21 protein-coding genes are annotated in these 23460 nt (G+C 70.7%); 18 read left to right on the top strand and 3 right to left on the bottom strand.

Annotated features, from left to right (window positions below; genetic code table 11):
* Positions 1-65 precede the first annotated feature (65 nt).
* The 17 genes from ABZU76_RS34925 to ABZU76_RS35005 all read left to right on the top strand — a co-directional run bounded on the left by ABZU76_RS34925 (position 66) and on the right by ABZU76_RS35005 (position 19095).
* Complete coding sequence (locus ABZU76_RS34925; RefSeq protein WP_354877315.1) at positions 66-1457, top strand: MFS transporter; 1392 nt, start codon at positions 66-68, stop codon at positions 1455-1457.
* A 54-nt stretch (positions 1458-1511) separates the two neighbouring features.
* Positions 1512-2684, top strand: coding sequence for a Xaa-Pro peptidase family protein (locus ABZU76_RS34930; RefSeq protein WP_220238900.1), 1173 nt, complete (start codon positions 1512-1514; stop codon positions 2682-2684).
* Positions 2681-3727 carry an aminopeptidase P family N-terminal domain-containing protein gene (locus ABZU76_RS34935; RefSeq protein ID WP_354877318.1) on the top strand — a complete coding sequence of 349 codons (1047 nt, stop codon included), beginning with the start codon at positions 2681-2683 and terminating at the stop codon, positions 3725-3727. Before ABZU76_RS34930 ends, ABZU76_RS34935 begins: the two co-directional genes overlap by 4 nt.
* Positions 3724-4803, top strand: coding sequence for an ornithine cyclodeaminase family protein (locus tag ABZU76_RS34940; RefSeq protein ID WP_354877321.1), 1080 nt, complete (start codon positions 3724-3726; stop codon positions 4801-4803). The genes ABZU76_RS34935 and ABZU76_RS34940 overlap by 4 nt, the downstream gene beginning before the upstream one ends.
* Positions 4804-4848: 45 nt before the next feature.
* Complete coding sequence (locus ABZU76_RS34945; RefSeq protein ID WP_354877323.1) at positions 4849-5358, top strand: 3-isopropylmalate dehydratase; 510 nt, start codon at positions 4849-4851, stop codon at positions 5356-5358.
* A complete protein-coding gene (locus tag ABZU76_RS34950) occupies positions 5355-6635 on the top strand; it encodes an aconitase/3-isopropylmalate dehydratase large subunit family protein (protein WP_354877326.1) in 1281 nt (426 codons plus the stop codon). Before ABZU76_RS34945 ends, ABZU76_RS34950 begins: the two co-directional genes overlap by 4 nt.
* Positions 6632-7894, top strand: a complete 1263-nt coding sequence (locus tag ABZU76_RS34955; RefSeq protein WP_354877329.1) for an aconitase family protein — start codon at positions 6632-6634, stop codon at positions 7892-7894. The genes ABZU76_RS34950 and ABZU76_RS34955 overlap by 4 nt, the downstream gene beginning before the upstream one ends.
* Complete coding sequence (locus ABZU76_RS34960; RefSeq protein WP_220238894.1) at positions 7891-8388, top strand: hypothetical protein; 498 nt, start codon at positions 7891-7893, stop codon at positions 8386-8388. The genes ABZU76_RS34955 and ABZU76_RS34960 overlap by 4 nt, the downstream gene beginning before the upstream one ends.
* Before the next feature lie 271 nt (positions 8389-8659).
* On the top strand, positions 8660-9649 hold the full coding sequence (locus ABZU76_RS34965; RefSeq protein ID WP_354877333.1) for an ABC transporter substrate-binding protein: 990 nt from the start codon (positions 8660-8662) through the stop codon (positions 9647-9649).
* A 12-nt stretch (positions 9650-9661) separates the two neighbouring features.
* Positions 9662-10441: an ABC transporter ATP-binding protein gene (locus tag ABZU76_RS34970; RefSeq protein WP_220238892.1), complete on the top strand. Its 780-nt coding sequence runs from the start codon at positions 9662-9664 to the stop codon at positions 10439-10441.
* Entirely contained in the window at positions 10438-11265 is an 828-nt protein-coding gene (locus tag ABZU76_RS34975) for an ABC transporter permease (protein ID WP_354877336.1), read from the top strand. The genes ABZU76_RS34970 and ABZU76_RS34975 overlap by 4 nt, the downstream gene beginning before the upstream one ends.
* Positions 11266-11269: 4 nt before the next feature.
* Positions 11270-12082 carry an ABC transporter permease gene (locus ABZU76_RS34980; RefSeq protein ID WP_354877339.1) on the top strand — a complete coding sequence of 271 codons (813 nt, stop codon included), beginning with the start codon at positions 11270-11272 and terminating at the stop codon, positions 12080-12082.
* Between the two features lie 25 nt (positions 12083-12107).
* Complete coding sequence (locus tag ABZU76_RS34985) at positions 12108-14171, top strand: hydantoinase/oxoprolinase family protein (RefSeq protein ID WP_354877342.1); 2064 nt, start codon at positions 12108-12110, stop codon at positions 14169-14171.
* Positions 14168-15916, top strand: coding sequence for a hydantoinase B/oxoprolinase family protein (locus ABZU76_RS34990; RefSeq protein WP_354877345.1), 1749 nt, complete (start codon positions 14168-14170; stop codon positions 15914-15916). Before ABZU76_RS34985 ends, ABZU76_RS34990 begins: the two co-directional genes overlap by 4 nt.
* Positions 15900-17261: an MmgE/PrpD family protein gene (locus ABZU76_RS34995; RefSeq protein WP_354877348.1), complete on the top strand. Its 1362-nt coding sequence runs from the start codon at positions 15900-15902 to the stop codon at positions 17259-17261. Before ABZU76_RS34990 ends, ABZU76_RS34995 begins: the two co-directional genes overlap by 17 nt.
* A gap of 56 nt (positions 17262-17317) precedes the next feature.
* Positions 17318-18100: a PaaX family transcriptional regulator C-terminal domain-containing protein gene (locus tag ABZU76_RS35000; protein ID WP_354877351.1), complete on the top strand. Its 783-nt coding sequence runs from the start codon at positions 17318-17320 to the stop codon at positions 18098-18100.
* Positions 18101-18111: 11 nt separating this feature from the next.
* Complete coding sequence (locus ABZU76_RS35005; protein ID WP_354877354.1) at positions 18112-19095, top strand: amidohydrolase family protein; 984 nt, start codon at positions 18112-18114, stop codon at positions 19093-19095.
* Between the two features lie 17 nt (positions 19096-19112).
* Here ABZU76_RS35005 and ABZU76_RS35010 read toward each other — a convergent pair whose 3' ends face one another.
* On the bottom strand, positions 19113-19442 hold the full coding sequence (locus ABZU76_RS35010; protein ID WP_354877356.1) for a hypothetical protein: 330 nt from the start codon (positions 19440-19442) through the stop codon (positions 19113-19115).
* A 1-nt stretch (position 19443) separates the two neighbouring features.
* Positions 19444-20598, bottom strand: a complete 1155-nt coding sequence (locus ABZU76_RS35015; protein ID WP_354877359.1) for a DUF1015 family protein — start codon at positions 20596-20598, stop codon at positions 19444-19446.
* 113 nt (positions 20599-20711) lie between these two features.
* On the opposite strand from ABZU76_RS35015, the gene ABZU76_RS35020 reads away from it, so the two are divergent.
* Entirely contained in the window at positions 20712-22235 is a 1524-nt protein-coding gene (locus tag ABZU76_RS35020) for an MDR family MFS transporter (protein ID WP_354877362.1), read from the top strand.
* Here the strand turns inward: ABZU76_RS35020 and ABZU76_RS35025 are convergent.
* The gene (locus tag ABZU76_RS35025) at positions 22232-23122 is read right to left on the bottom strand and encodes a TIGR03854 family LLM class F420-dependent oxidoreductase (RefSeq protein ID WP_354877365.1); all 891 of its coding nucleotides are present in this window, start codon (positions 23120-23122) and stop codon (positions 22232-22234) included. The genes ABZU76_RS35020 and ABZU76_RS35025 overlap by 4 nt on opposite strands.
* Positions 23123-23460: the final 338 nt, after the last annotated feature.

Here is a 23460-nt window from a genome sequence, read left to right on the forward strand (position 1 = left end):
GGTTTACAAGCCCTGGGTTGTTCCAAGCCGCTGGGTTTCAAAGAGCCACAAGGAGGTGGCCCCACATGCCCCCGTCCCCCGCGACCTCGTCCCACTCCCTGCTCTCCCGCCTCGACGAGTCGGCGTTCACCGCACGGCACCTGAGGATCTACGTAACCGTCCTCATCGGACATTTCCTGTGCGGGTTCGTGATCAACCTGACCGGCGTGATCCTGCCGGGCGTCATCAAGACCTTCCACCTCACCAGCGAGTCGGCCGGGGTGTTCTCCTCGGCGCTGTTCGCGGGCATGCTCGTGGGCGCGGCCGTCGCCGGCACGGTGTCCGACCGGTTCGGCCGGAAGGTGCCGCTGTCGATCACGGTGATCGTCTACGCCGTGTTCTCACTGGCCGCGGTGTTCGCACCCAGTTTCGGCGCGTTGGTCACGTTCCGCGCGCTGCAGGGAATCGGGCTCGGCGCCGAGATCGCCGTGGTCCTGCCCTACATCGCCGAGTTCGTGCCCTCGCGCCACCGCGGCCCGCTCGTCACCGCGGCCACGGCGGCGTGGCTGATCGGGCTGCCGACGGCGGCCGCGGTCGGCACCGCGGTGGTGCCGGCGTTCGGCTGGCGCGCCATGTTCGTGATCGCCACCGTGCCGGTGCTCGTCGGCGTGTTCATGCTGGCGACGCTGCCAGAGTCGGTCCGCTACCTGCTGCGCCGCGAGCGCCTCGCCGACGCGGCGGCCATCGTCAGCGGCCTGTGCCGAGGCGGCAACCCCACCGAAGCCCCCGCCGCCCGGCACGCGGCACCCGAGACCGGCGGCACCGTGCGCACGCTCGTCGCCCGGCACTACCTGCGCTACACGATCGCCATCTGGTTCATGGAGGTCTGCGCCGGCGCGTTCCTCTACGGGCTCTCGAGCTGGCTGCCGTCCGTGCTGGAAGGCCAAGGCGTGGACCTGCTCAAGAGCTTCGGCTACACGGCGATCATCACGGCCGCCGGCGTGGTCGGCGCGATCCTCGCCGGGCAGCTGATCAACCGGATCGGCCGGCGCGTCGTCCTCGGCGGGGCATTCGTCCTCAGTGGACTGTTCTGCCTGGCCTGGGGCACCACGTCGGCGACCGGCGCGGTGATCGTGCTCGGCTCGCTGGCCACGTTCTTCGGCAGCGGCCTGGCCGGCAGCACGCTCTTCGCCTACGCCAGCGAGCTCTACCCCACGGCGAGCCGCGCGACCGGGCTCGGCTGGGCGGCCGCGTGGCAGAAGGTCGGCGGCCTCATCATGCCCGTGCTCGTCGGGTTCATCCTGGCGGCGCACGCTTCGCAGTTCCTGTTCTTCCTGGTCTTCGGGATCATCTCGATCCTCGCCGGGATCGCCGCGCTCGTGGCGACCTTCGAGACCCGCGGCCGCACCGTCGAGCAGATCACGAGTGAGATCACCGGCGAAGGGGCGCCCGCCGCCCTGACCCCGGCGCGCTCCTGACTGACCGAGCAACACCGAAAAACCGAACCCACCACAAACACAGTGGAGGAATCCATGACGATCGACCACGCCCCGGCACCCGCCGGTGCGGGCCTGTCCCCCGAGGACCTCGCGGAGCTGCAGCTGCGGCACCGCAAGATCCGCGACGCGATGGCCGAGCAGGGCCTCGACGTCGTACTCGCCTACGGCCCGGCCTGGCGGCGCGAGAACATCCGCTACTTCACCGACGTGACCCCGGCCGGCAGCGCCGCGCTCGTGGTGTTCCCCGCCGAGGGTGACGCGGTGGCGTTCTCGACCCGGCCTTCGGACCTCGCGGCGTTCACCGCGCAGGGCTGGGTCGGCGAGGCCCGGCGGCTGGACCCGGCGAACCCGGCGGAGCTGGGCGTGGTCCTCAAGGAGCTGGCGCCGCGGCGCATCGGCATCGCCCACCACGAGCTCGTGCCGCTCGTGCTCATGGAGACGATCCGCGCCGCGGCGCCGGGCGCCGAAGTCGGGTCGGCCACCAAGCTGCTCGACACCGCGCGGCTGGTGAAGAGCGAATGGGAGCTGGCCCGGATGCGCCGCAGCGCCGTGGTGTGCGCGGCCGGCTGGGAAGCGTTCGTGGACGTGCTCGAGCCGGGGCTGCCGGAGTACCGGATCGTCGCGGAGGTCGAGGCGCGGCTGAAGAACCTCGGTGCCGAGGACAACTTCATGCTCATCGCTTCGGGCCGCGACGAGGTGCGCGGCATGACCCCGCCCGGCGACCGGCTGCTCGAAGCGGGCGACATGGTGCGGACCGAGCTCACGCCCAAGATGGACGGTTACTGGCTGCAGATCTGCCGCTCCGCCGTGGTGGGCAAGGCCGACGACGGGCAGCGCAAGTCGTTCGACCTGTTCAACGAGGCCGTCGAGGCCGGCATCTCCGTGGTGCGCCCGGGCATCACCGCCCACGAGGTGGCGGTGGCGGAGAACGACGTGTTCCGCAAGTACGGCTACGGCGAGTACTGCTCCAGCAACTACACCCGCGTGCGCGGCCATGGCCACGGCCTGCACCTCGACGAGACGCCGATCATCGAGGGCAACCACACCGTGCTGCCCGAGAACTCCGTGTTCATCATCCACCCCAACACCTACACGCCGCTGGCCGGCTACCACGTGCTCGGCGACCCCGTGCGCGTGACCGCCGACGGCTGTGAAGTGCTGATCACGACCGAACGGAAGCTGTTCGAGACAGGAGACGTGGCGTGAAACGAGGTCTGCACGTACTCGACCCCGCGGAAACCCCCGACCAGGAGTGGGGCGACCGCGTCGCCGCGCTCCAGAAGGCCATGGCGGCCCAGGGCGTCGACGTCGCGTTCGTCTACGCCGACGTGTCCCGCTCCGACGACCTCGCCTACCTGACCAACCTGTGCCTCTACTGGAACGAAGGCGTGCTGGCGATCCCCGCCGAGGGACCCGTCACGTTCCTCACCAAGCTGTCGCTGCGGGTGCAGAACTGGATGAAGGCCTCGTCGAAGGTCACGGAGTTCAGCGGCGGCAAGAACTTCGCCGACCTCGTCGCGAAGTACCTGCTGGGCAAGAAGAACGGCACCGTCGGCCTGGTCGACGCCGCGCTGTGGCCCGCCGACGTGGCCGACGAGATCGTGGCCGCGGTGCCCGGCTGGCAGGTCAAGCGCCTCGGTAGCCTGGTCCGTGAGCAGCGGCTCATCCCGTCGGCGGCCGAGACCGAGCTGCTGCGCGCGGCCGGCCGCATCCTCGACGACGCCGCGGCCAAGGCGACGGTAGAGGGCAGCACCGCCGGCAGCCGTGTCGAGACCGTGGAACGCGCCTTGCGCGGCGGCGGTTTCCTCGACCTGTACCCGAGCTCGCTGTCCACTTCGGACGGCGTGACGTCCTTCGGCGTCACCGGGCAGTACCGCATGAACTGGGTGTACTCGAGCCGCGTCCTCGGTGACGGCGCGGGCTGGCCGGCCGCGATCAAGGACGCGCTGACCGCGGCCATCGCGGCAGCCAAGGCCGGCGCGAGGATCGGCTCACTCGCCGAGGCCGCCGCGCCCGCGCTGGCGAAGCTGCCGGACGGCGCCAAGGCCGAGGTCCGCTGGGTCAACCAGGCCGATCTGTCCACGAGCGGCGAGTTCCGCGCCCAGGACCCGGCTGCCGTACTGGCCGACGGCGAAGCGGGCGCGGTGTCCGTGGAGGTCGCCTTCGCCGACGGCGGCAACGCGGCCGTGGCCGAGACCGTCCGCGTCACCGAAGGCGAACCCGAACACCTGACAGGAGCACAGCGGTGAGGATCCTTTCCAACGGCGACATCGAGCAGGTGCTCACCGCCGGCGAGACGCTCGACGCGCTGGAGACGGCGTACAAGGAGCTCAACGCCGGCCAGGGCGCCAACCGGCCGCGCAACCACACGTACTTTCCGGTCGAGGACAGCCGCCACCCCGGCTTCCGCTTCCGGTTCAAGTCGCAGGAGGGCGGCAACGTCTCCAGCGGCGTGTGGGCGCTGCGGATCACGTCCGACATCGCGGGCGTCGAGACGCTGCCCAGCGGCGTGCAGCGCCGGCGGCTCATCCCGGCCGCACCCGGCGGCCGCTACGTCGGGCTCGTCACGCTCTACAGCCTGACCACGCTCGAACCGCTCGCCATCATGCACGACAGCTTCATCCAGAAGATGCGCGTCGGCGCCACTTCGGCGCTCGGCATCCGCGAACTGTCCAACCCGGACGCGACCGTCGCGGGCATGTTCGGCTCCGGCTGGCAGGCCGAGGCACACCTGGAGTGCCTGCTGATGGTGCGGCCGAACATCGAAGAGGTCCGCGTCTACAGCCCCACGGCGGAGCACCGCGAACAGTTCGCGAAGGTGTGGAGCGAGAAGACCGGTCGCAAGATCGTGGCCGTCGACGAGCGGCGCGACGCCGTGGCGGGCTGCCAGATCGTCACCTGCGCCACCGCGGCCATGGAAGCCTGCTTCGACGGCGCCTGGCTCGAACCCGGCACCCACGTCACGGCGATCACCTCGCCCGACGGCACCGCCACCCGGCGCGAGCTGGACGACACGACGTTCGACCGCGCCGACCGCATCACCGTGCTCTCGCGCGAGCAGGTGCACCACGACAAGCAGTACGACATCCTCGGCCCGGTCAACCGCGGCCTGAAGTCGTGGGACGACATCCGCGAGCTCGGCGACCTGCTGCTGGGCGAGGCTCCAGGCCGCACGAGCGCCGACGACATCACCGTGTTCGCCAACAACACCGGCATGGGCGTCCAGTTCGCGGCCGTCTGTGCGCGGGCGCTGGCGCTGGCCGAGGAGCGCGAGCTCGGGCACACGGTGCCGACCGACTGGTTCCTGGAAGAGACGAGCCCGTGACCGGTTCCCGCCGCACACCACCGGATCCACGAGCGGAGAATCTCCATGGGCAGTGAACATCGCGTCGGAGGCAAGATCATCACCTTCGGCGAAAACGTGAACACCGACGTCATCATCCCCGGCCGCTACCTCGTGAGCATCGACCCGGCGGAGCTCGCCGAGCACGCCTTCGAGCCGCTGGGGCCGGAAACTCAGGCGCGGCTTCGCGCGAGCGACGTCGTCGTCGCCGGCCGCAACTTCGGCTGCGGCAGCGCGCGGGAGCAGGCCGCCACGTGCCTGATCGGCGCCGGGATCAAGGCGGTCGTCGCGGCCTCCTTCTCCCGCGTCTTCTTCCGCAACGCCATCAACACCGGGCTCGTCGCGGTCGAGTCGCCCGCCGCGGCGGAAGCGGCCGCCGACGGCGGCGAGATGTGGGTCGACTACGACGCGGGCACGGTCGAGGTGGGCGGGCAGACCTTCCCCTTCAGCCCGTACCCGCGGGTGCTGCGGGAGATCATGGCCGACGGCGGCCTGATCCCGCACCTGATGGCGAGCTTCGCGGGAGGAAAGCAGTGACCGCCAAGACCTTCGCGCAGAAGGCGATCGAACGCGCGTCCGGGGTCGCGGACCTCATGCCGGGCCAGATCGTCGACGCGTTCCCCGACCTGTACATGAGCCACACCGCGAGCTGGCGGTGCATCCGCACGCTGGAGAAGATGGGCGTCGAAGAGCTTTACGACGTCAACCGCGTGGCCATGGTGATGGACCACCTGTCCCCCGCCATGAACGCGAAAACGGCCGCGGACCACGCGTTGTGCCGCGAGTTCGCGCAGAAGATGGGCGTGAAGAACTTCTTCGACGTCAACAGCGGCATCGCGCACATCGTGCTCATGGAGCACGGGCTCGTGCGGCCCGGCCAGTTCATCATCGGCACCGACTCGCACTCCACGATCTACGGCGCGCTGGGCGCGTTCGGCACCGGCGTCGGGTTCAGCGAGATCACCGCGGCGTGGGTGACCGGCAAGCTGTGGGTCAAGGTGCCCGAGTCGGTGCGGATCGTGATCGACGGCGACCTCGCCCCGGGCGTCTACGCCAAGGACATCATGCTCAAGCTCATCGGCGACCTCGGTGCCGACGGGCTCACCTACGAGTCGGTCGAGTTCTCCGGTTCCTACGTCGAGGGCATGTCGGTTTCGGAACGCATGACGTTCTGCAACCTGGCCATGGAGATGGGCGCGAAGAACGCCTTCGTGGCCCCGGACGACACCACGCTCGCCTACCTCGACGAGGCCGGCGTGCCGCGCGACGAGCTGGACATCCTGCTGCCGGACGAGGGCGCCACCTACCGCGCCACCGTGCACCTGGACGGGCCCACGCTCTCGCCGCAGATCGCCGTGCCGCACACGGTCGACAACGTGGTCGGCGTCGGTGACGTCGCCGGCACGAAGCTCGACCAGGTCTTCATCGGCTCGTGCGCCAACGCCAAGTACGACGACCTCGTGATCGCGGCCGACGTGCTGGCCGGCCACCGCGTGGCCCCGGGCCTGCGGCTGATCGTCACACCGGCGTCGGCGAAGATCATGGCGCAGGCTTCGGACAGCGGCGTGCTCACGAAGCTGATCCAGGCCGGCGCGATGATCACCAACCCCGGCTGCGGGGCGTGCGCGGGCAACGGCGGCGCGATGGCCGACGGCGAGACCACGCTGTCGACCGCGAACCGCAACTTCCAGGGCCGCATGGGCAGCTACGACTCGAAGATCTTCCTGTCGAGCCCGGCCACGGCCGCGGCGTCGGCCATCCGCGGCGTGATCACCGACCCCCGCGAGATCGTCGCGACGGCGGTGGTCGCGTGAACCTCGTCGAGAAGATCCTCGCCCGCGCGAGCGGCCGCGACTCCGTGGAGCCCGGCGAGATCGTGGTGGCCAAGGTCGACCGCCTGATCATGCACGACCTGTCGGGGTACCTCACCTCGCAGGTGTACGAGAAGCGCGTGAACGTGCCCATCCCCGACCCCGAGCGGGCCGTGATGGTGTTCGACCACCACTTCGCACCACCGACCGAACAGCAGGCGGACGTGCTGCAGCACAACCGCCGGTGGGCCCGCAAGCACGGCCTGAAGCTGTACGACTGCGGCAACGGCAACCTGCACCACGCCGTGGTGCGCAACGGGCACATCAAGCCGGGCATGATCGTGGTCGGGTCCGACAGCCACACGCCGGTGCACGGCACGATGGGCGCGCTCGCGGTGGCGCTCGGCAACGACTCCCACGCCGGAACCGTGCTGCCGTACGGCAAAGCGTGGTTCAAGGTGCCGGAGACGACCAGGGTCCACCTCGAAGGGACGCCGAAGCCCGGCGTCACTCCGCGCGACATCGCGCTGTGGCTGGTCGGCCGCATCGGCGAGGGCGAGCTGAACTACCGGGCCGTGGAGTTCGGCGGCCCGTACGTGCGCGGACTGTCCTTCTGGGACCGCTGGCTCTTCCCGCTGCTGTGTGTGGATCTCGGTGCCAAGTGCAGCTTCGTCGAGCCGGACGAGGTCACCGAGGCGTTCGTGCGCACGCTGCCCGGCGGCGACGCCGGCCTGCTGGTGCACGGTGATGGCGAGGAAGCGGCGCAGGTGCTGCGCTTCGACGTCGGCGAGGTCGACCCCACGGTCGCCTGCCCGCCGACCGTCGGCAACGTCAAGCCCGTGGCCGAGGTCGCCGGCACGCCGGTGCAGTACGCGGAGCTGGGCGGCCACGGCGGCGGCCGGCTCGAGGACTTCCGTGCGGCGGCCGAGGTCCTGGCCGGGCACAAGGTGCACCCGGACACGCGGTTCCACCTCGTGCCTTCAAGCCGTGAGGTGTTCGCGGAGGCCGCGCGCGAGGGGCTGGTGCTCGCGCTGCACGAGGCCGGTGCCACGTGGTTCCCGCCCAGCACGGGCTCGAACCAGGCCTACAACATGGGCGCGATGGCGTCCGACGAGACGATGATCTCCACCCACGCCCGCAACTTCCCCGGCCGCAACGGCAGCCCTGACGCATCGATGTACTTGGCGTCTTCGGCAACCGTGGCCGCGTCGGCTGTCGCGGGGGTCATCGCCTCGACCGTCAAAACGGGAGGGAACGCGTGAAGTTCGAGGGCCGCTGCTGGCGGTTCGGGGACAACATCCCGACCGACCGGCTCGTGAAGACCCAGTACGTGTTCGAGCCGATGGAGATCCTCGTGCAGCACGTGCTCGAAGACCTCAACCCGGAGTTCCCGAAGCAGGTGCAGCCCGGTGACATCGTGTTCGCCGGCAAGCACTTCGGGCAGTCCTCGGGCCGCGCCATCGCGACGAAGGCGTTGCAAGCCACGGGAATCGGGTGCGTGGTCGCGGAAACGTTCGCCCGGACGTTCTACCGCAACTGCTTCGAGGTCGGCCTGCCGGCGCTCGAAGTCGGGCTCAACCCCGACTTCGCGGCCGACGGCGACCGCGTGCGCGTGGACCTCACCACCGGTGAGTTCACCAACCTGACCACGCAGACGACGATCCGCGGTGCCGCGGCCGACCCGTTCCTCGTCGACATGCTCGAGGCGGGTGGGCTGATCAGCCTCGCGAAGAACCGGCCGGAGGTGTTCCGCTAGGACGAACGGGAACGGTGAAACCCCCTGGCGGGCAAGGACTTCGCGTCCGCCGGGGGTTTCGTCGTGCCCGCGGTCCGGCGGGAAAACCCGGGCCAAACGATGTTTCTCAACTTCTTGACGCGCGTCGAGATCGAGAGTCACACTGACCGGAGCACAAAGAGGTGCACCTCCCGATGCTTCTCATGGTCGACACCTCGCCCGATTCCAGACCGAGGCGGCAAAATTCCCCCGCGTCCCGGTCTCCCCCCTGGACACAATCGAGGTCTCCCCCGTGCCATGGAAAACTCTCCGCCGGACGCGGTTCGCGTTACCGGCCATCGCTCTCGCCTTCGTCGCCACCGCGTGCGGCTCGGGTGGTGCCGCCTCCTCCGGCGGCGGTGAGACGATCACCCTCGGCCTGCCGGTGCAGGCCACCACCCTCGCGTCGGTCTACCTGGCCAACGACGAGAATCTCTGGAAGCAGCACGGCCTCACCGTCAAGGCCGTCACGTTCAAGGGCGACGCCGAGCTGGCGAAGGCCGTGCTCTCCGGTGACGTCGACGTCGCGGTCGGCTCGCTCACCGGGCCGCTCACGGCCGAGGAAGCCGGCCAGGACGTGAAGGTCATCTACGGCGGCTTCGACATGACGGCGTTCGCCTGGTACGCCGTGCCCGAGATCCACACCGTGGCGCAGGGCAAGGGAAAGAACTGGGGCGTGACCACGATCGGTTCGTCCACCGACCTGCTCACGCGCTTCGCCGCGGCCAAGGCGGGGCTCGACCCCAACAAGGACATCAAGGTCGTGCAGGGCGGCGCCTCGGCGGCGCGGTTCGCGGCCATGAAGGCGGGCCAGCTGCAGGCCAACATCTTCACCGAGCCGCAGACCGTCTACGCGCAGAAGGCCGGCTACAACAAGATCCTGGACCTCAAGGACCTCGTCGACAGCTACCCGATGCACGTCACGTGGAGCAAGCCCGGCTTCGTCGACGACAACCCCGACCGGGCCAAGAAGTTCGTGGACACGCTGTCGCAGGCCATGCAGATGACCAAGGACCAGCCCGACGCCGCGGCCAAGTCGATCGCCAAGGCGCTCAAGATCAGCCTCGACGACGCGAAGGCCAGCATGGCCGAGTGGATCGACCAGCTCTACCCCGACGGCCGCATGCCCTCGGCCAAGGCGATGGACGACTTCTGGCAGATGGGCCTGCAGGGCAAGGTGTTCGCGAAACGGCTGCCCGATTCGCAGTGGCTCGACACCCGCTTCCTGCCCAAGACCAGCTGAACGGAGGACCCGATGGCAGACATCACCTTCGACGGCCTGCAGATCTCCTACCCCGGCAAGGGCGAATCGTTCGTGGCGGTGAACGGGTTCGAAGCGCACGTGCGCGACGGCGAGTTCGTGACGATCGTGGGCGCCAGCGGCTGCGGCAAGAGCAGCGTGCTGCTGGCCGCCGACGGCCTGCTGCGCCCATCCGCCGGCGAGATCCGCATCGGTGACAAGGTCGTCAGCAAGCCGGGCCCCGACCGGGGGGTGGTGTTCCAGGACGCGTCGCTGATGCCGTGGCGCACGATCCTCGCGAACGTCGCGTTCGGACTCGAGATGCAGGGTGTCGACAAGGCGACGCGGCTGGACCGGGCCCGGCACTTCATCGAGCTGGTCGGCCTGGCCGGGCGCGAAGACGCGCACCCGCACCAGCTGTCGGGCGGCATGCGCCAGCGCGTGGGCATTGCCCGCGCGCTGGCCACCGACCCCGAGGTGCTGCTGATGGACGAGCCGTTCGGCGCGCTCGACGCGCAGACGCGCGAGCTGATGGCCACCGAGCTGCTGCGGATCTGGGACCTGGACCGGAAAACGGTACTGTTCGTGACCCACGGCATCGACGAGGCCGTGTTCCTCGCCGACCGCGTGCTCGTGATGGGCGGCAGCCCGAGCCGCGTGGTCGAGGTGATCGAGATCGACCTGCCGCGCCCGCGTGACGCCGCGGTGCGCGCGAGCGAGGCATTCGGCAAGTACCGCACGCACCTGGCCGAGCTGCTCTTCGGCGCGCAGGCCAAGGCGGCGGTGCCGTCATGACGCAGGGCTTGCGCACGCGGCCGCCGCGCCCGGTGGCCGCGGCGCCGCCGAGCCGCGCGGTGGGCCTGCGCTGGCTGCCGCCGGTGCGGGCGCGGTTCGTGCTCGGCAGCGTCGTCGTGGTGCTCGCGCTGTGGCAGCTGGCTGCCTCGACCGGTCTGGTCGACGTGGAGTTCACCAGCACCCCGGTGGCGATCGTCCAGGCGGGCGGCGACCTGCTGAGCTCGGGCGAGCTGTGGGAGAACGCGCAGACGACGCTTGTCGAGTTCTTCACGGGCTTCCTGCTCGCCGTCGCGGTCGGCGTGCCGGTGGGCATGCTGATGGGCTGGAAGCTGCGGATCCGCCAGACGCTGGAGCCGGCGCTGGTCGCCCTCTACGTGACGCCGTCGCTCGCGCTGCTGCCGCTGGTGGTGCTCGCGCTGGGCATCGGCGAGGCCTCGAAGATCGCGATGGTCTTCATCGAGGCCGTGATCACGATCGCGGTGAACGCCATGGCCGGCATCCGCGAGACGGACCCGAAGCTCGTGCAGGCCGCGAGGGCGTTCTGCGCGGGCGGCGGCGCGATGTTCGGCAAGATCCTGTTCCCGAGCGCGCTGCCGACGATCATGGCCGGGCTGCGCCTGGGCGCCGGGCGCGGCGTGATCGCCGTGATCGTGGCCGAGCTGTACGGCGGCACGGACGGCGTGGGACAGCTGATCTCCACGTACGGCCAGAACTTCGACGTCGCCCCGCTACTGTTCCTGACCCTCGTGGTCGGGATCTTCGGGTACATCGTGACCGCGCTGCTGCGCGTGCTCGGTACTGCCGCCACGTCGTGGGAGAGGTGAACCGATGACCACCAGTGTCAGTACCACTGTGCGTCCCCCCAAGCGGCGGCGAGTGCCGGAGAAGGCCATGCCGATCGTGCTCGGCGGCGGTTTCCTCGTGCTGGTCGCCATCCTGTGGCAGATCGCCGTGTGGGCCGGCCTCGTGAACCCCTTCCTCACGTCCTCCCCCGTGCTCATCGCGGGCTCGCTCGGCAACCAGATCGGCTCGGGGCTGCTGCTGCGCAGCCTCGGTACGAGCGCGCTGGAGCTGGTGATCGGCTTCGGGATGGCCGCCGTTGTCGGCGTCGCCGTGGGACTGCTGATGGGCCGCTACCGCTACGTCGACTACGTGGTCGAACCGTACGTGTGGCTGCTCTACTCGGCACCGATCATCGCGTTGTTCCCCTTGCTGGTGCTCATGTTCGGCCTCGGCAGCCCGACGGTCGTCGCCATCACGTTCCTGATGTCGGTGATCCCCGTGATCGTCAACTCCGCGCAGGGCGTGCGCAACGTCGACCCGAAGCTGATCCGCACCGCGGTGTCGTTCGGCGCGGGTGAGACCGCGTTGCTGCGCAAGGTGATCCTGCCCGCATCGGTGCCGACGGTGATGGCCGGGCTGCGCCTGGGCGTGGGCCGCGGGCTCGTCGGCGTGGTGGTGGGCGAGTTCTTCGCGGGCGACGGCGGGATCGGCTACAACATCAGCTTCTTCGCCGGTCACCTCGGCACCACGGACGTGCTCGCCTCGGTGTTCGTGGTGATCGTGGTCGGCGTCCTGCTCAACGTGGGCGCCCGCAAGCTCGAATCCCTCGCCGACTCCTGGCGCACCGAACTCCCCTGACCGCTTTCCAGGAAAGAGGTACCTCGTGAAGCAGATCGCCGCCGACATCGGCGGGACGTTCACCGACCTGACCGCCGTGGACGAGCACGGCGTCTTCAGCACCGCCAAGACCCTGACCACCCCGCACGACCACGCGGAAGGCGTGCTCGACGGGCTCGACAAGCTCGGCGCGCACCTGCCCGACACCGAACTGTTCCTGCACGGCTCCACCATCGCGATCAACACCGTGCTGCAGCGCGCCGGCGCCGCCACCGCGCTGATCACCACCGAGGGCTTCCGCGACGTCTACGAGATCGGGCGCGGCAACCGTTCCGAGCCGTACAACCTGTTCTTCGGCAAGCCCGACCCGCTGGTGCCCCGCCGGTTGCGACGCGAGGTGCGCGAGCGCGTGCTCGTGGACGGCAGCGTGCGCACGCCGCTCGACGTCGCCGCCGCGCGGGAGCTGATCACCGAGCTGAAGTCCTCGGGCGTGCAGTCCGTCGCGGTCTGCCTGCTGCACGCGTATGCCAACCCGGAGCACGAGCTCGAGCTGGGCCGGCTGTTCACCGAGCTGTGGCCCGAGGCGTACGTGACGCTGTCGCACCAGATCATGCGTGAGTACCGCGAGTACGAGCGCACGTCGACCGCGGTGCTCAACTCCTACGTCGGCCCGGTCGTGTCGCGCTACCTCGACTCGCTGACCACGAGGCTGGAGGCCCGGGGCTTCCGCGGACGGCTGCTGATCATGCAGTCCAACGGCGGCATCATGTCCGTCGACACCGCGCGCCAGAGCCCGGTGCGGATGATGGAGTCGGGGCCGGTCGCCGGGGTCATCGGGGCGTCGGCGCTGGCCGCGGGCCTCGACCTGCCGCGGCTGATCTCGTTCGACATGGGCGGCACCACGGCCAAGACCAGCCTGGTCAAGGACGGCCAGGTCGACATCAGCCCGGGCTACTTCATCGGCGGTTACGCGACCGGGCACCCGATGGCGCTGCCCGTGGTCAACATCGTCGAGGTCGGTTCCGGCGGCGGCAGCATCGCGTGGGTCGACCCCGCGGGTGCGCTCAAGGTCGGCCCCGTCAGCGCCGGTGCGGCACCCGGCCCCGCGTGTTACGGCCGCGGCGGCGACCGCCCGACGGTGACCGACGCCAACCTCGTGCTCGGCCGCCTCGGCGCGAGCCGGTTCCTCGGCGGCGAGATGCCGCTCGACCGCGCGGCCGCCGAAGCCGCGATCACGAAGCACGTCGCCGAACCGCTGGGCCTCGACCTGCTGGCCGCCGCGCGCGGGATCGTGACCATCGCCGACGCGCAGATGTCGCTGGCCGTTCGCGCGGTTTCAGTGGAGAAGGGCGAAGACCCGCGCACGTTCGCGCTCGTGGCGACCGGCGGAGCGGGCCCGCTGCACGCCGTGTCCATCGCGCGTGAACTCACCATCGGCACGGTCGTGGTTCCCGTGCTGCCCGGACAGTTCTCGGCCAAGGGCATGCTCTACTCCGAGGTGCGCCACGACCTCACGCGCACGCACCTGGCGAGGTTCGAAGCGTCCACAGTGGAGCAGTACGCGATCACGCTCAAGGCGCTGGGCGCCGAGGCGTGGGCGCGGCTGCGGGCCGACGTCGGCGAGCCGGCGACCGCGCCCGTGCTGCAGCACTTCCTCGAACTGCGCTACCTGGGCCAGGAGTTCACGATTCCCGTGCCGGTGCCCGAAGAGGGACTGTCCACTTCGAACCACGCGGCCGTGCGGGCACTGTACGACGAGATGCACAACCGGCTCTACGGCCACCACGCGTCGGACGAGACGGTGGAGGCCGTCGGTGTCCGCACGGTGATCTCGCTGCCGCTCGAAACGACCGCGGGCAACGCGGCCGAGGTCGAAACCGCCTCGGGCGAGCCCGAGCCGGTCGAGCACCGGCCCGTGGTGCTGCACGGCGGCGGCCCGGAACCCGTGTCCTGTCCCGTCTACGACCGCGAGGCGCTGCGGCCCGGCCACCGGATCACCGGTCCCGCCGTGGTGCAGGAAGCCACGTCCTCGGTCGTGTTCTACGCCGGCGACGTGCTCACCGTCGCGCCCGACCTTTCGCTCGTCGTCTCCGTGGGGAGCCCCGCATGAGGAACACCATCGACCCCGTCACGCTCGAAGTGGTCCGCTGCGCGCTCGTGGCGTACTCCGACGAGATGGCCACCGCGCTGCGCCGCGCCGCCTACAACCCGATGATCTTCGAGGTCCAGGACTACTGCGTGGGCCTGGTGGACACCGAGGGCGAGCTGATCGCCCAGAACCTCGGCGGCCTGCCGATCTTCCTGGCCGACCTCGGCGTCTCCGTGGCCGACGGCATCGAGCGCCACGGCCTCGAGGGCTTCGAACCCGGCGACGCGCTGGTGATGAACTACCCGTACGTCGCGGGCCAGCACCTGAACAACGTCGTGGTCTACACCCCGATCTTCGTCGACGGCAAGGTGGTGGCGTTCCCCGCGGTGCGCGCCCACTGGGTCGACATCGGCGGCTCGCGCATCGGCTTCGGCTCCACCGCCACCACCGACATCTACTCCGAGGGCCTGCAGCTGCGCTCGATCAAGGTGATGAAGGCCGGCGAATGGGACGCCGACGTGATGCAGATCCTCAAGGACAACATCCGCATCCCCGAATCGTCGCTGGGTGACCTGCGCGCTGCCATCGCGGCCTGCCGTCTCGGCGAGCGTCGCATCGCCGAGCTCGCCGAGCGCTACGGCCTCGACACGGTGATGGCCTGCATCACCGAGATGCGCGACCAGTCGGAACGCCTGTCGCGCCACGCGGTCGCGCAGATGGCCGACGGCGAGTACACGGCGTCCGCGTGGATGGACAACGACGGCCAGGACCTCGACAAGCGCATCACGCTCGACCTCAAGGTGATCGTGAAGGGCGAAGAGCTCACGATCGACTTTTCCGACATCAACGAGCAGGTCAAGGGCCCGCTCAACTCCGGCAAGTCGGGCGGTGTCGCGGCCGCGCGGGTGGCATTCAAGATGTTGACCCTGCCGACCCACCCGGTCGACGAAGGGTCCTTCCGCAACCTGCACGTGGTGCTGCCGGAAGGGAAACTACTCAACGCCAAGTCCCCGGCCGCGCTGGGCCAGTGGAGCATTTCGCTGCCGACGGTGGTCGACACGATCATCCGCGCGCTGGCCGACGCGTTGCCCGACCAGGTGCCGGCCGCCCACAAGGGCGACATGTCCGGCTTCACCTTCCACGGCATCGACGAGAAGACCGGCTCGCGGTTCGTGTGCCTCAACATCAACGGCGGCGGCTGGGGCGGGCGTCCCGTCGGCGACGGCCCGAGCGCGTGCGTGTCGGTGTGCCAGGGCGACGTGCGCAACATCCCCATCGAGATCCAGGAAGCGCGTTACCCCTTGGTGTTCACGCGTCACGAGCTGCGCGCCGACAGCGGTGGCGCGGGCCGCCACCGCGGCGGGCTGGGCCTGGAGATCGACGTGGAGCCGCAGCAGGCGATGTTCACCAACATCGCCAACGAGCGCACGACCTGCCCGCCGTGGGGCCTGCGCGGCGGCCAGGCAGGCGCGGTGAACGACACGATCGTCACGCAGCCGGGCGGGCAGCCGGAGCACGTGAAGAAGCACACCGGGCTGGCGTTGCAGGCGGGGTCGAAGGTCACCTTCCGCACCGCGGGCGGCGGGGGCTGGGGTTTGCCGTCGGAGCGGCCGGCCGCGGACGTCGCCGAGGATGTGCGTGACGGCTTCGTGACGGCCGAGGCCGCGCGTGAGCTGTACGGCGTCGTGCTCACGGCCGACGGGCGGGTGGACGAGCCGTCGACCGGCCGGCTCCGAGACACGCAGGCAGATGTCGCTCGTCGGTGAGCTGGCCGCGCGGGCGCACTCGGTCGGTTCCCGGCCGGTGCCGCCCGCGGTCCGGGCCGCCGTGCGAGCCCACCTGACCGACGCCGTCGGTGCCCTCATCGCCGGCCACACCACGCTCGCCGGCTCGGTGGCCGGGCTCGCGCACACCCTGTCCGCGGAGTACGGCGCCGCGCGGCGGACCGCGTTCCTCGGCGGGGTGTACGCCCACGGCTGGGAAGCGGGCGACATCCACCGCGGTTCGGTGCTGTGCCCGGGGTGTGTGGTGTTGCCGGCGACGCTGGCCGTATTGCCTGCCGATGCTTCTTTCGACGACTACGAGCGGGCGTTCCTGGCCGGCTACGAGGTGGCGCTGGGCGCGGCGGCCGCGATCGGGGGCGAGGGGCTGATCCGGCGCGGGTGGTGGCCGACGGCGCTGCTGGCCCCGCTCGGCGGTGCGGCCGCGGCTTCGGTGCTCCTCGACCGGCCGCTCGCCGTCACCGCGTCGGCGATCGCGCTGGCCGCGCAGCACGCGGGCGGGTCGATCGCGGGCGCGACGGACCGGGCGGACGGCAAGTACCTGCTGGCCGGGTTCGCGGCGGAGCGCGCGGTCACCGCGTTCCTCGCGGCCGATTCCGGCTGGACAGGCCCGCTCGACATCCTCGACGACCCACGTTCGCCGCTGCGGCGTTCGGAAGGCGCGTTGCCGGAGCCGTTTCTGCTGCCGGAGACGAGCCTGAAGCCGCACGCGGGGGCGAAACACCTGCAGGGCGCGATCGACGCCGTGCTGTCATTGCGTCCCGGCGGTGGCTGGTCCCGCTCGTCGGTGCGGCGGCTGAGGTGCCTGTTGCCGGCGCAGCTGGCCGGGATCGTCGATCGGCCGCCGCCGTTCGGGTCGGCGTTGAGCGCGTTGGGCAGTGCCCAGTTCGTGCTGGCCATCTCAGCGCTGCGGGGGCACTGCACGCCGTGGGACTTCGAGGACGGCGCGCTGCGCGACGAGGCCGTGCTGGAGCTGGCGCGGGTCGTCGAGGTCGGGTCGGCCGACGACCTCACGGCCGCGTATCCCACCAAGTGGGGCGCGCGGGTGGAGATCACCACCGCGTCGGGTGAGGTCCGGGCGGATCGCCTCGACGCGCGGGGTGACCCGGGGAACCCGTTGCCGGACAACGAGATCGTGGGCAAATTCGTGACGCTGGCCGAGCGCGAGCTGGGCCCGGCGCGCGCCCGGATGGTCGCGGAGTCGTTGCTGGGCCCGGATCCCTCGACCGTGTCGGTGCTGCGCGAGCACGTGCTGCCGTTGCTCGGGGGTACGTTCGACAGGTCACCGGAGAACGCCGCGGCGGGCGTGAGAACAGGGGGTTCGTCCTGACCACCGACCGACCCGCACCCGACCTGAGCCGCGCACCGACACCACAGACGGTGCTGATGACGATGCTCGGCCGCTACTGCCTCGAGGAGAACCCCGAGATCGCGACCGCCGGGTACATCGAGGTACTCGCGCGGATCGGCGTGTCCGCGCATGCCACGCGGCTCACCCTCTCGCGGATGACCGAGCGCGGGCTGCTGGACCGCTCGCGCCAGGGCCGCGCGGCGTACTTCCGCGCGACGGAGGTCGGGCTGCGGGTGGTGCGCGTGCAGCAGCAGCGGACGTTCCACGACACAGCCGAGGGGCCGCAACCGCCCGGCGCGTGGACGGTCCTGTGCTTCTCGCTGCCGGAGACGCACCGCAAGGAACGCCACCTGCTGCGGCGGAGCCTGGCGTGGGAGAGCTTCGGGCTGCTGCGCGACGGCGTGTGGCTCGCGCCGGGCGAGCGCGACGTTTCGGCGATCCTCGCGCAGCTGCCCGGCGCGGGCGTCGAGAAGCACGTCGAGGTGTTCACGGCGTACCCGAAGTTCGACGACGTGCAGGGGATGATCTCCCGCACGTGGCACCTCGACGAGCTGGCCGCGCGCTACGACCGGTTCCTGCGGTCCTGGGACGTGCCCGACCCCGTACCCGAGGCTCTCGACGACCTCGGCCGCGACCTGATCCTGGCGTCGGCGTGGCGCCAGCTGCTGCGCGAGACCCCGCACCTGCCCGCCGAGCACCTGCCGGGCGACTGGCCGGCCGCGCGCTGCCACGAACTGTTCCGCACCCTGCACGAGAACTACCGCCCCGATGCCGACCGCATCTTCGCCGGCATCCTCGCCGAACACCGGATGAGCTGAGGAGAATTTCGATGCGCGTGGTGGACACCCACTTCCACTGGTTCCCCCGGTCCCACTTCGAAACCATGGCGGCCCGCGGCTCGTTTCCCCGCACCGAACGCGTCGGCGACGGCTACCGCTACCTGTACAACAACGGCCGCGGCTTCATCCCGCTGCCGGCCATCTGGTCCGACCTCGACGCGGGCTTCTCGGCGGCGTCTGCCGCCACGGGCCCCGATACCGTCGTGGTCTGCACCACCGGCGTGCTGGCGGGGATGCTCGACCAGATGCCGGCGGACGAGGCGCTGGACGAGGCGTACGCGTACAACGAGGAAATCGCCCGTGCGCAACGCCTGCACCCGGGCCGGTTCTTCGGCACGGCCGCGGTTCCGTTGCAGGACACGGCGACAGCGTTGAAGGTGCTGGACCACGCGGTGGGGTCACTCGATCTCCGCGGGGTGAACCTGCCTTCGATGATCGGCTCGGAAACCGTTGACGCTTCGCGCTTGGAGCCGTTTTACGAGCGGGTCGCGGAGCTCGACGTCCCCCTCATCGTGCACCCGACGGACCTCGCCTTCAACGAAGTCCTCACCGGCTACGCGGACGGCATCCAGCGCTCCATCGGCCGGCTCCTCGACTCCAGCGTCACCGTGCTGCGCCTCATCTTCAGCGGCATCATGGAACGCCACCCGACGCTCCGCGTCGTCCAAACTCACGCCGGTGGCCTGCTGCCCTACCAGGCTGGGCGTATCGACAAGAACGCTCGCATCGAAGGGCTGCCGCGTCTGCCTTCGGAGTATTTGAAGCGGGTCTTCGTCGATACGGTCGCACCCCAGTCGCTGACCATCCGCACGGCGCTGGAGTACTACGGCCCGGACAACATCCTCTACGGCACCGACCACCCGTGCTGGAGCCCCCACGCGGCGGTGTCGGTGCTGGACGAGTCGGCCTTGTCGGACGAAGTGCGGACGAAGATCTACTCGACCAACGCGGAGTCGGTGTTCAGGCTGACGTGAGCCTCCGCTGTGGACGCTCACTCCCCCGGTTCGAGGACTCCCTGATGTTCCCCACCAGTGTCGAAGAAGCGCGTCACGTAGTCCTCCGGCGGGAGTGGGCTGTCGCGGAGCAAGGAGAAGACCTCGGTTCCCGGCGAAAGCGCGCCGGTCTCACGGAGGGCATAAGCCTGGGCGAAGTCCAAGTAAGTCACGCCGTTCTCCGAGGCATAACGACGCGCCTCGCGCTCCGCGGATTCGATGGCGGAGGCGAGGCTGGACGCGCGCCAGAGGGTGATGCGTTCTTCGAACGGCGTGCCCTGCCACAAGGGCCACTGGAAAACGCAGCGGACGGCGTACCACTCCACCATCTCAGATCTCCGCCAGAACCAGCCCACCCCGAGGTTTCGGGGTGAAGTAAGTCGCCTTCCGCGGCATGCGCAGGCCGGCCGCGTGGACTTTCAGCACGGTCGAGAACTCGACCGACGCCAGCTGCACCACCGCGTCGGCATCAGCCGGCGCGGGCCGGCCGGCCGGCAAGGGCTGCACGTGCGGGCCGTCCAGATCCAAACCGAGAGCCTCGCCGAACAGCAGCCGCTCCACCACAGCGTGGTCGATCGTCAGCTCGTCGGCCGGCGGAAGCACCACCCGCAAGAAAGACGGCCGGGCCAGCACCACCGCCGAACCCGAAACCGCGGGCGGAGTGCCGTCGACGATCTCCGAAACCTCCAGCCCGACCCCACGCCAAGCCGAAGCCAACGCATCGGACGTCAACCCCGTCCCCGTCAGCACCCGGTGGATGGCCCCGATCCGCAACCGCGGCCCGCCGGTCACCAAAGCCAGCAACGCACCCGTCTGCGCAGCCGCGGCCACGCGGTGATTCCCGTCGGCCACCAGAAGATCCGCAGCCGACGCGGCCGCCAGCAACCGTTCCTGCAAAGTCCCGGACGGAACCACCCACAGCTCGTGCCGTCGCCCCGACTGATCCACAGTGGACACGTCCGGCGGCCCCAGCGCAGCGCACGCCGCCTCCACCGCCGCGGTCAGGGCCTCGCCGCCGGACGACGGCACCAGCAGCGCCGCACTCGTCGCGGTGCCCAGCCCGGCCAGCACCGCGGCACGCTCGGCCACCACGTGCGGGTACACCTCCTCCGTGTGCCGCACGTGGGACCCACCCGCCGTCAGCTCGCGGACGTCGACCAGGCACAGCACGCCCACCGCCACACCGTCCGGCCCCGAGATGCGGTAGGGCGCGACGAACCCCGCCACCGACCGGTAGTGCCGCGCCCGGATGCGGGCCAGCGCTGCTCGCGCGGAAGGCAGCGCGGCGGCCAGGTCGAGACCCCGCGCCAACGCCGCGGGCGTCCGCGCCGGGTGCTGCACCGCCAGCAGCGTGTCGCCCGCCGCGCCGGGGGACGCGAGGGCCGTGACCACCGCGTCGGGCTCCGCGAACTCGTCGACGTCCGGGCCCGGCACCTCGCCGCGCACCACCCACCCGCGGCGGATCGGCCGCACCCACGTGTCCATCCCCTCATCATGGCTGGCCCCGCAAGGCTGTCCGACAGTCACTCGTTCGTGAAATGCTTACCGTTGCGAAACAGTTGTCCCGGCCCCTGGGAACCCCGAAGGAGACCCCGCCGATGAGCACCCCCGCCGAGACGCCGGCGCCCACGAAAAAGGCCGTCGGCCTGCGCTCCGAACGCGGGCCGGTGCTCGCGGCGGTGATGCTGAGCACCGGGCTGGTCGCGCTCGACAGCACGATCATCGCCACGGCCGTGCCCTCGGTGGTCGGCGACCTGGGCGGGTTCTCGCAGTTCCCGTGGCTGTTCTCGGTCTACCTGCTCACCCAGGCGGTCACCGTGCCGCTCTACGGCAAGTTCGCCGACGTCCTGGGCCGCCGGCCGGTGATGTTCTTCGGCATCGCCGTGTTCCTGCTCGGCTCGGTGCTGTGCGGCGCGGCCTGGAGCATGCCGGTGCTCATCGCCGCGCGCGCCCTGCAGGGCGTTGGCGCCGGGGCCGTGCAGCCGATCAGCATGACGATGGTCGGCGACCTGTACACCGTCGAGGAACGCGCGCGCGTCCAGGGCTACGTGGCCGGCGTGTGGGCCGTCGCGTCCGTGCTCGGCCCGGCACTGGGTGGCGTGTTCTCCGAGTTCCTGAGCTGGCGCTGGATCTTCTTCGTGAACCTGCCGCTGGGCGCGATCGCCGCCTGGATGCTGTACCGGAAGTTCGCCGAACGCGTCGAACGCACGCGCCACCGCATCGACTACGCCGGCGCCGGCCTGCTCATCAGCGGCTGCACGCTGCTGATCCTGGGGCTGCTGGAAGGCGGCGTGGCCTGGGGCTGGGGCTCGGTGGTGGGCGTCCTCATCTTCGTCGCTTCCGCAGCGGCGCTGGTCGGGTTCGTGCTGGTCGAACGCCGCGCAGCCGAGCCCGTGCTGCCGCTGTGGGTGTTCACGCGTCGCACCCTCGTGGGCGGCACGCTGGTGGCCCTCGTGGTCGGTGCCACGCTGATGGGGCTCAGCTCGTTCCTGCCGACCTACGCCCAGGGCGTGCTCGGCCACGACGCCCTCACGGCCGGGTTCGCCCTGGCCGCGCTCACCGTCGGCTGGCCGCTCGCCGCGTCGCTGTCGGGGCGGCTCTACATGCGGATCGGGTTCCGCGACACCGCGTTCATCGGCGCCGCACTCATCGTCGTCGGCGTGGTGCTCACCACGCTGCTCGGCGCGACCACCTCGCTCTGGAGCGTGGCCGGCGCCGCCTTCGTGGTCGGCGCCGGCCTCGGCCTGGCCTCGAGCCCCACGATCGTGGCCAGCCAGTCGAGCGTCGGCTGGGAGCGCCGCGGCGTGGTCACCGCCACGAACATGTTCGGCCGTTCACTGGGCAGCGCGATCGGCGCGGCGGCGTTCGGCGCGATCGCCAACTCCACCCTCGCCGACCGCTTCGCCCACCCGCCCGCCGCCGTCGCCGGGCGCCTGCCCGACAGCGCCGACGCGACCAGCCTCGTACTCGGGCGGAACGACCACTCGGCGGCCGCGGAGTACGTGCGCGATTCGCTGGCGGGCGCCACGCACAACGTGTTCGTGGCGATCGCCGCCGTCGCCGCGCTCAGCATCGTCGCGCTGGCCCTGATGCCGCGCAAGACGGAGCAGCTGCAGTTCTAGTTCTGGAGCGGCAACAGCTCGCGGTGCAGGCCGTCGAGGAACCGCCGGTAGTCGCCCGAATGACCGGGCCGGATCACGAACTTCGACAGCCCCGCGTCGATGTGCTGCTCCAGCAGGCGCCGCGCCTCCGCCCAGCTCGTGGCCACGAGCTCGGTCACGGGTGTGCCGGGCCGGCGCTTCGCGGCGACCTCCAGCATCCGGTCGGGCATCCCCTCGCTCGCCACCAGCAGGCTGAGGCCGAAGTGGTCGGGCTCGATCTCGCGCCCGGCCTCGGCGGCGGCGTCCTGGATCGCGATGCGCGCTGCCCGCGCCTGCTCAGGTGAGTGGAAGCTGCCAAGCCAGCCGTCGGACAAGCGCCCGGCGCGGCGCAACGCCGCGGGCGCGCTGCCGCCGAGCCACACGTCGAGGCGTTTGGCCGGGCGCGGCCCGATCGTCACACCGTCGACCTGGTAAAACTCGCCGGCGAAGTGCACGTCGTCCTGCTCCAGCAGCAGCCGCAGCAGGGTGAGGGCCTCGTCGAAGACCGCCGCGCGCGGGCCGGGCACGGGGAACAACGCGTGTTCGGCCGCGTTCGCCGGCCGCAACCCGAACACCGGCAGCACGCGCTTCGGTGCCAGCCCGGCCAGCGTCACCAGCTGCTTCGCCACGAGCACCGGGTGGCGGCCGGGCAGGATCGCGACGCCCGTGCCCACCTTGAGGCTCGTGGTGCGTGCGAGCGCGTGCGCCATCCCGATCAGCGGGTCGACCTCCGGCGCGTAGACCAGCTCCGAAAGCCACAGCGAGTCGACTCCGGCCGCCTCCAGCGTCTCCGCCAGCCCCGCGAACTCCGCGGGCCCGGTCCCCGGCGCCGGCGCCACCCCCACCCGGATCTTCAGTTCCTCGCCCACCCGTGCTCCTTCCGCAGTCGTCCCCCGTGCCAACACGCGAAGGCCCGCCCGGTATGCCCGCAGGAAGAAGGCCCCCTCCCGGATGGGGGCCGGAAGGAGGCCTTCTGCCCGATCGGGCCGGTGTCCACGCCGGCCGCGTTCCGAGCCCGCTCATCGTGGAAGAGGGGCGTACAAGAGCCGTATATATTGCTGTGTTGTCTGCCTCGGCTCCGCCGAGGCGTGCGAGATCGCTGTGTCTTTGGCCCCGCCTTCGGCAGGGCGTGCGAGATCGCCTTTGAGCCGGCTTCCGGATTGGGGCGGTCGGATCGGCCGAGGGGCCGATCGCACCGCCCCAATCC

It is taken from the genome of Amycolatopsis sp. NPDC005232 (genome assembly GCF_040607795.1).
In the GTDB taxonomy this organism is placed as follows: domain Bacteria; phylum Actinomycetota; class Actinomycetes; order Mycobacteriales; family Pseudonocardiaceae; genus Amycolatopsis.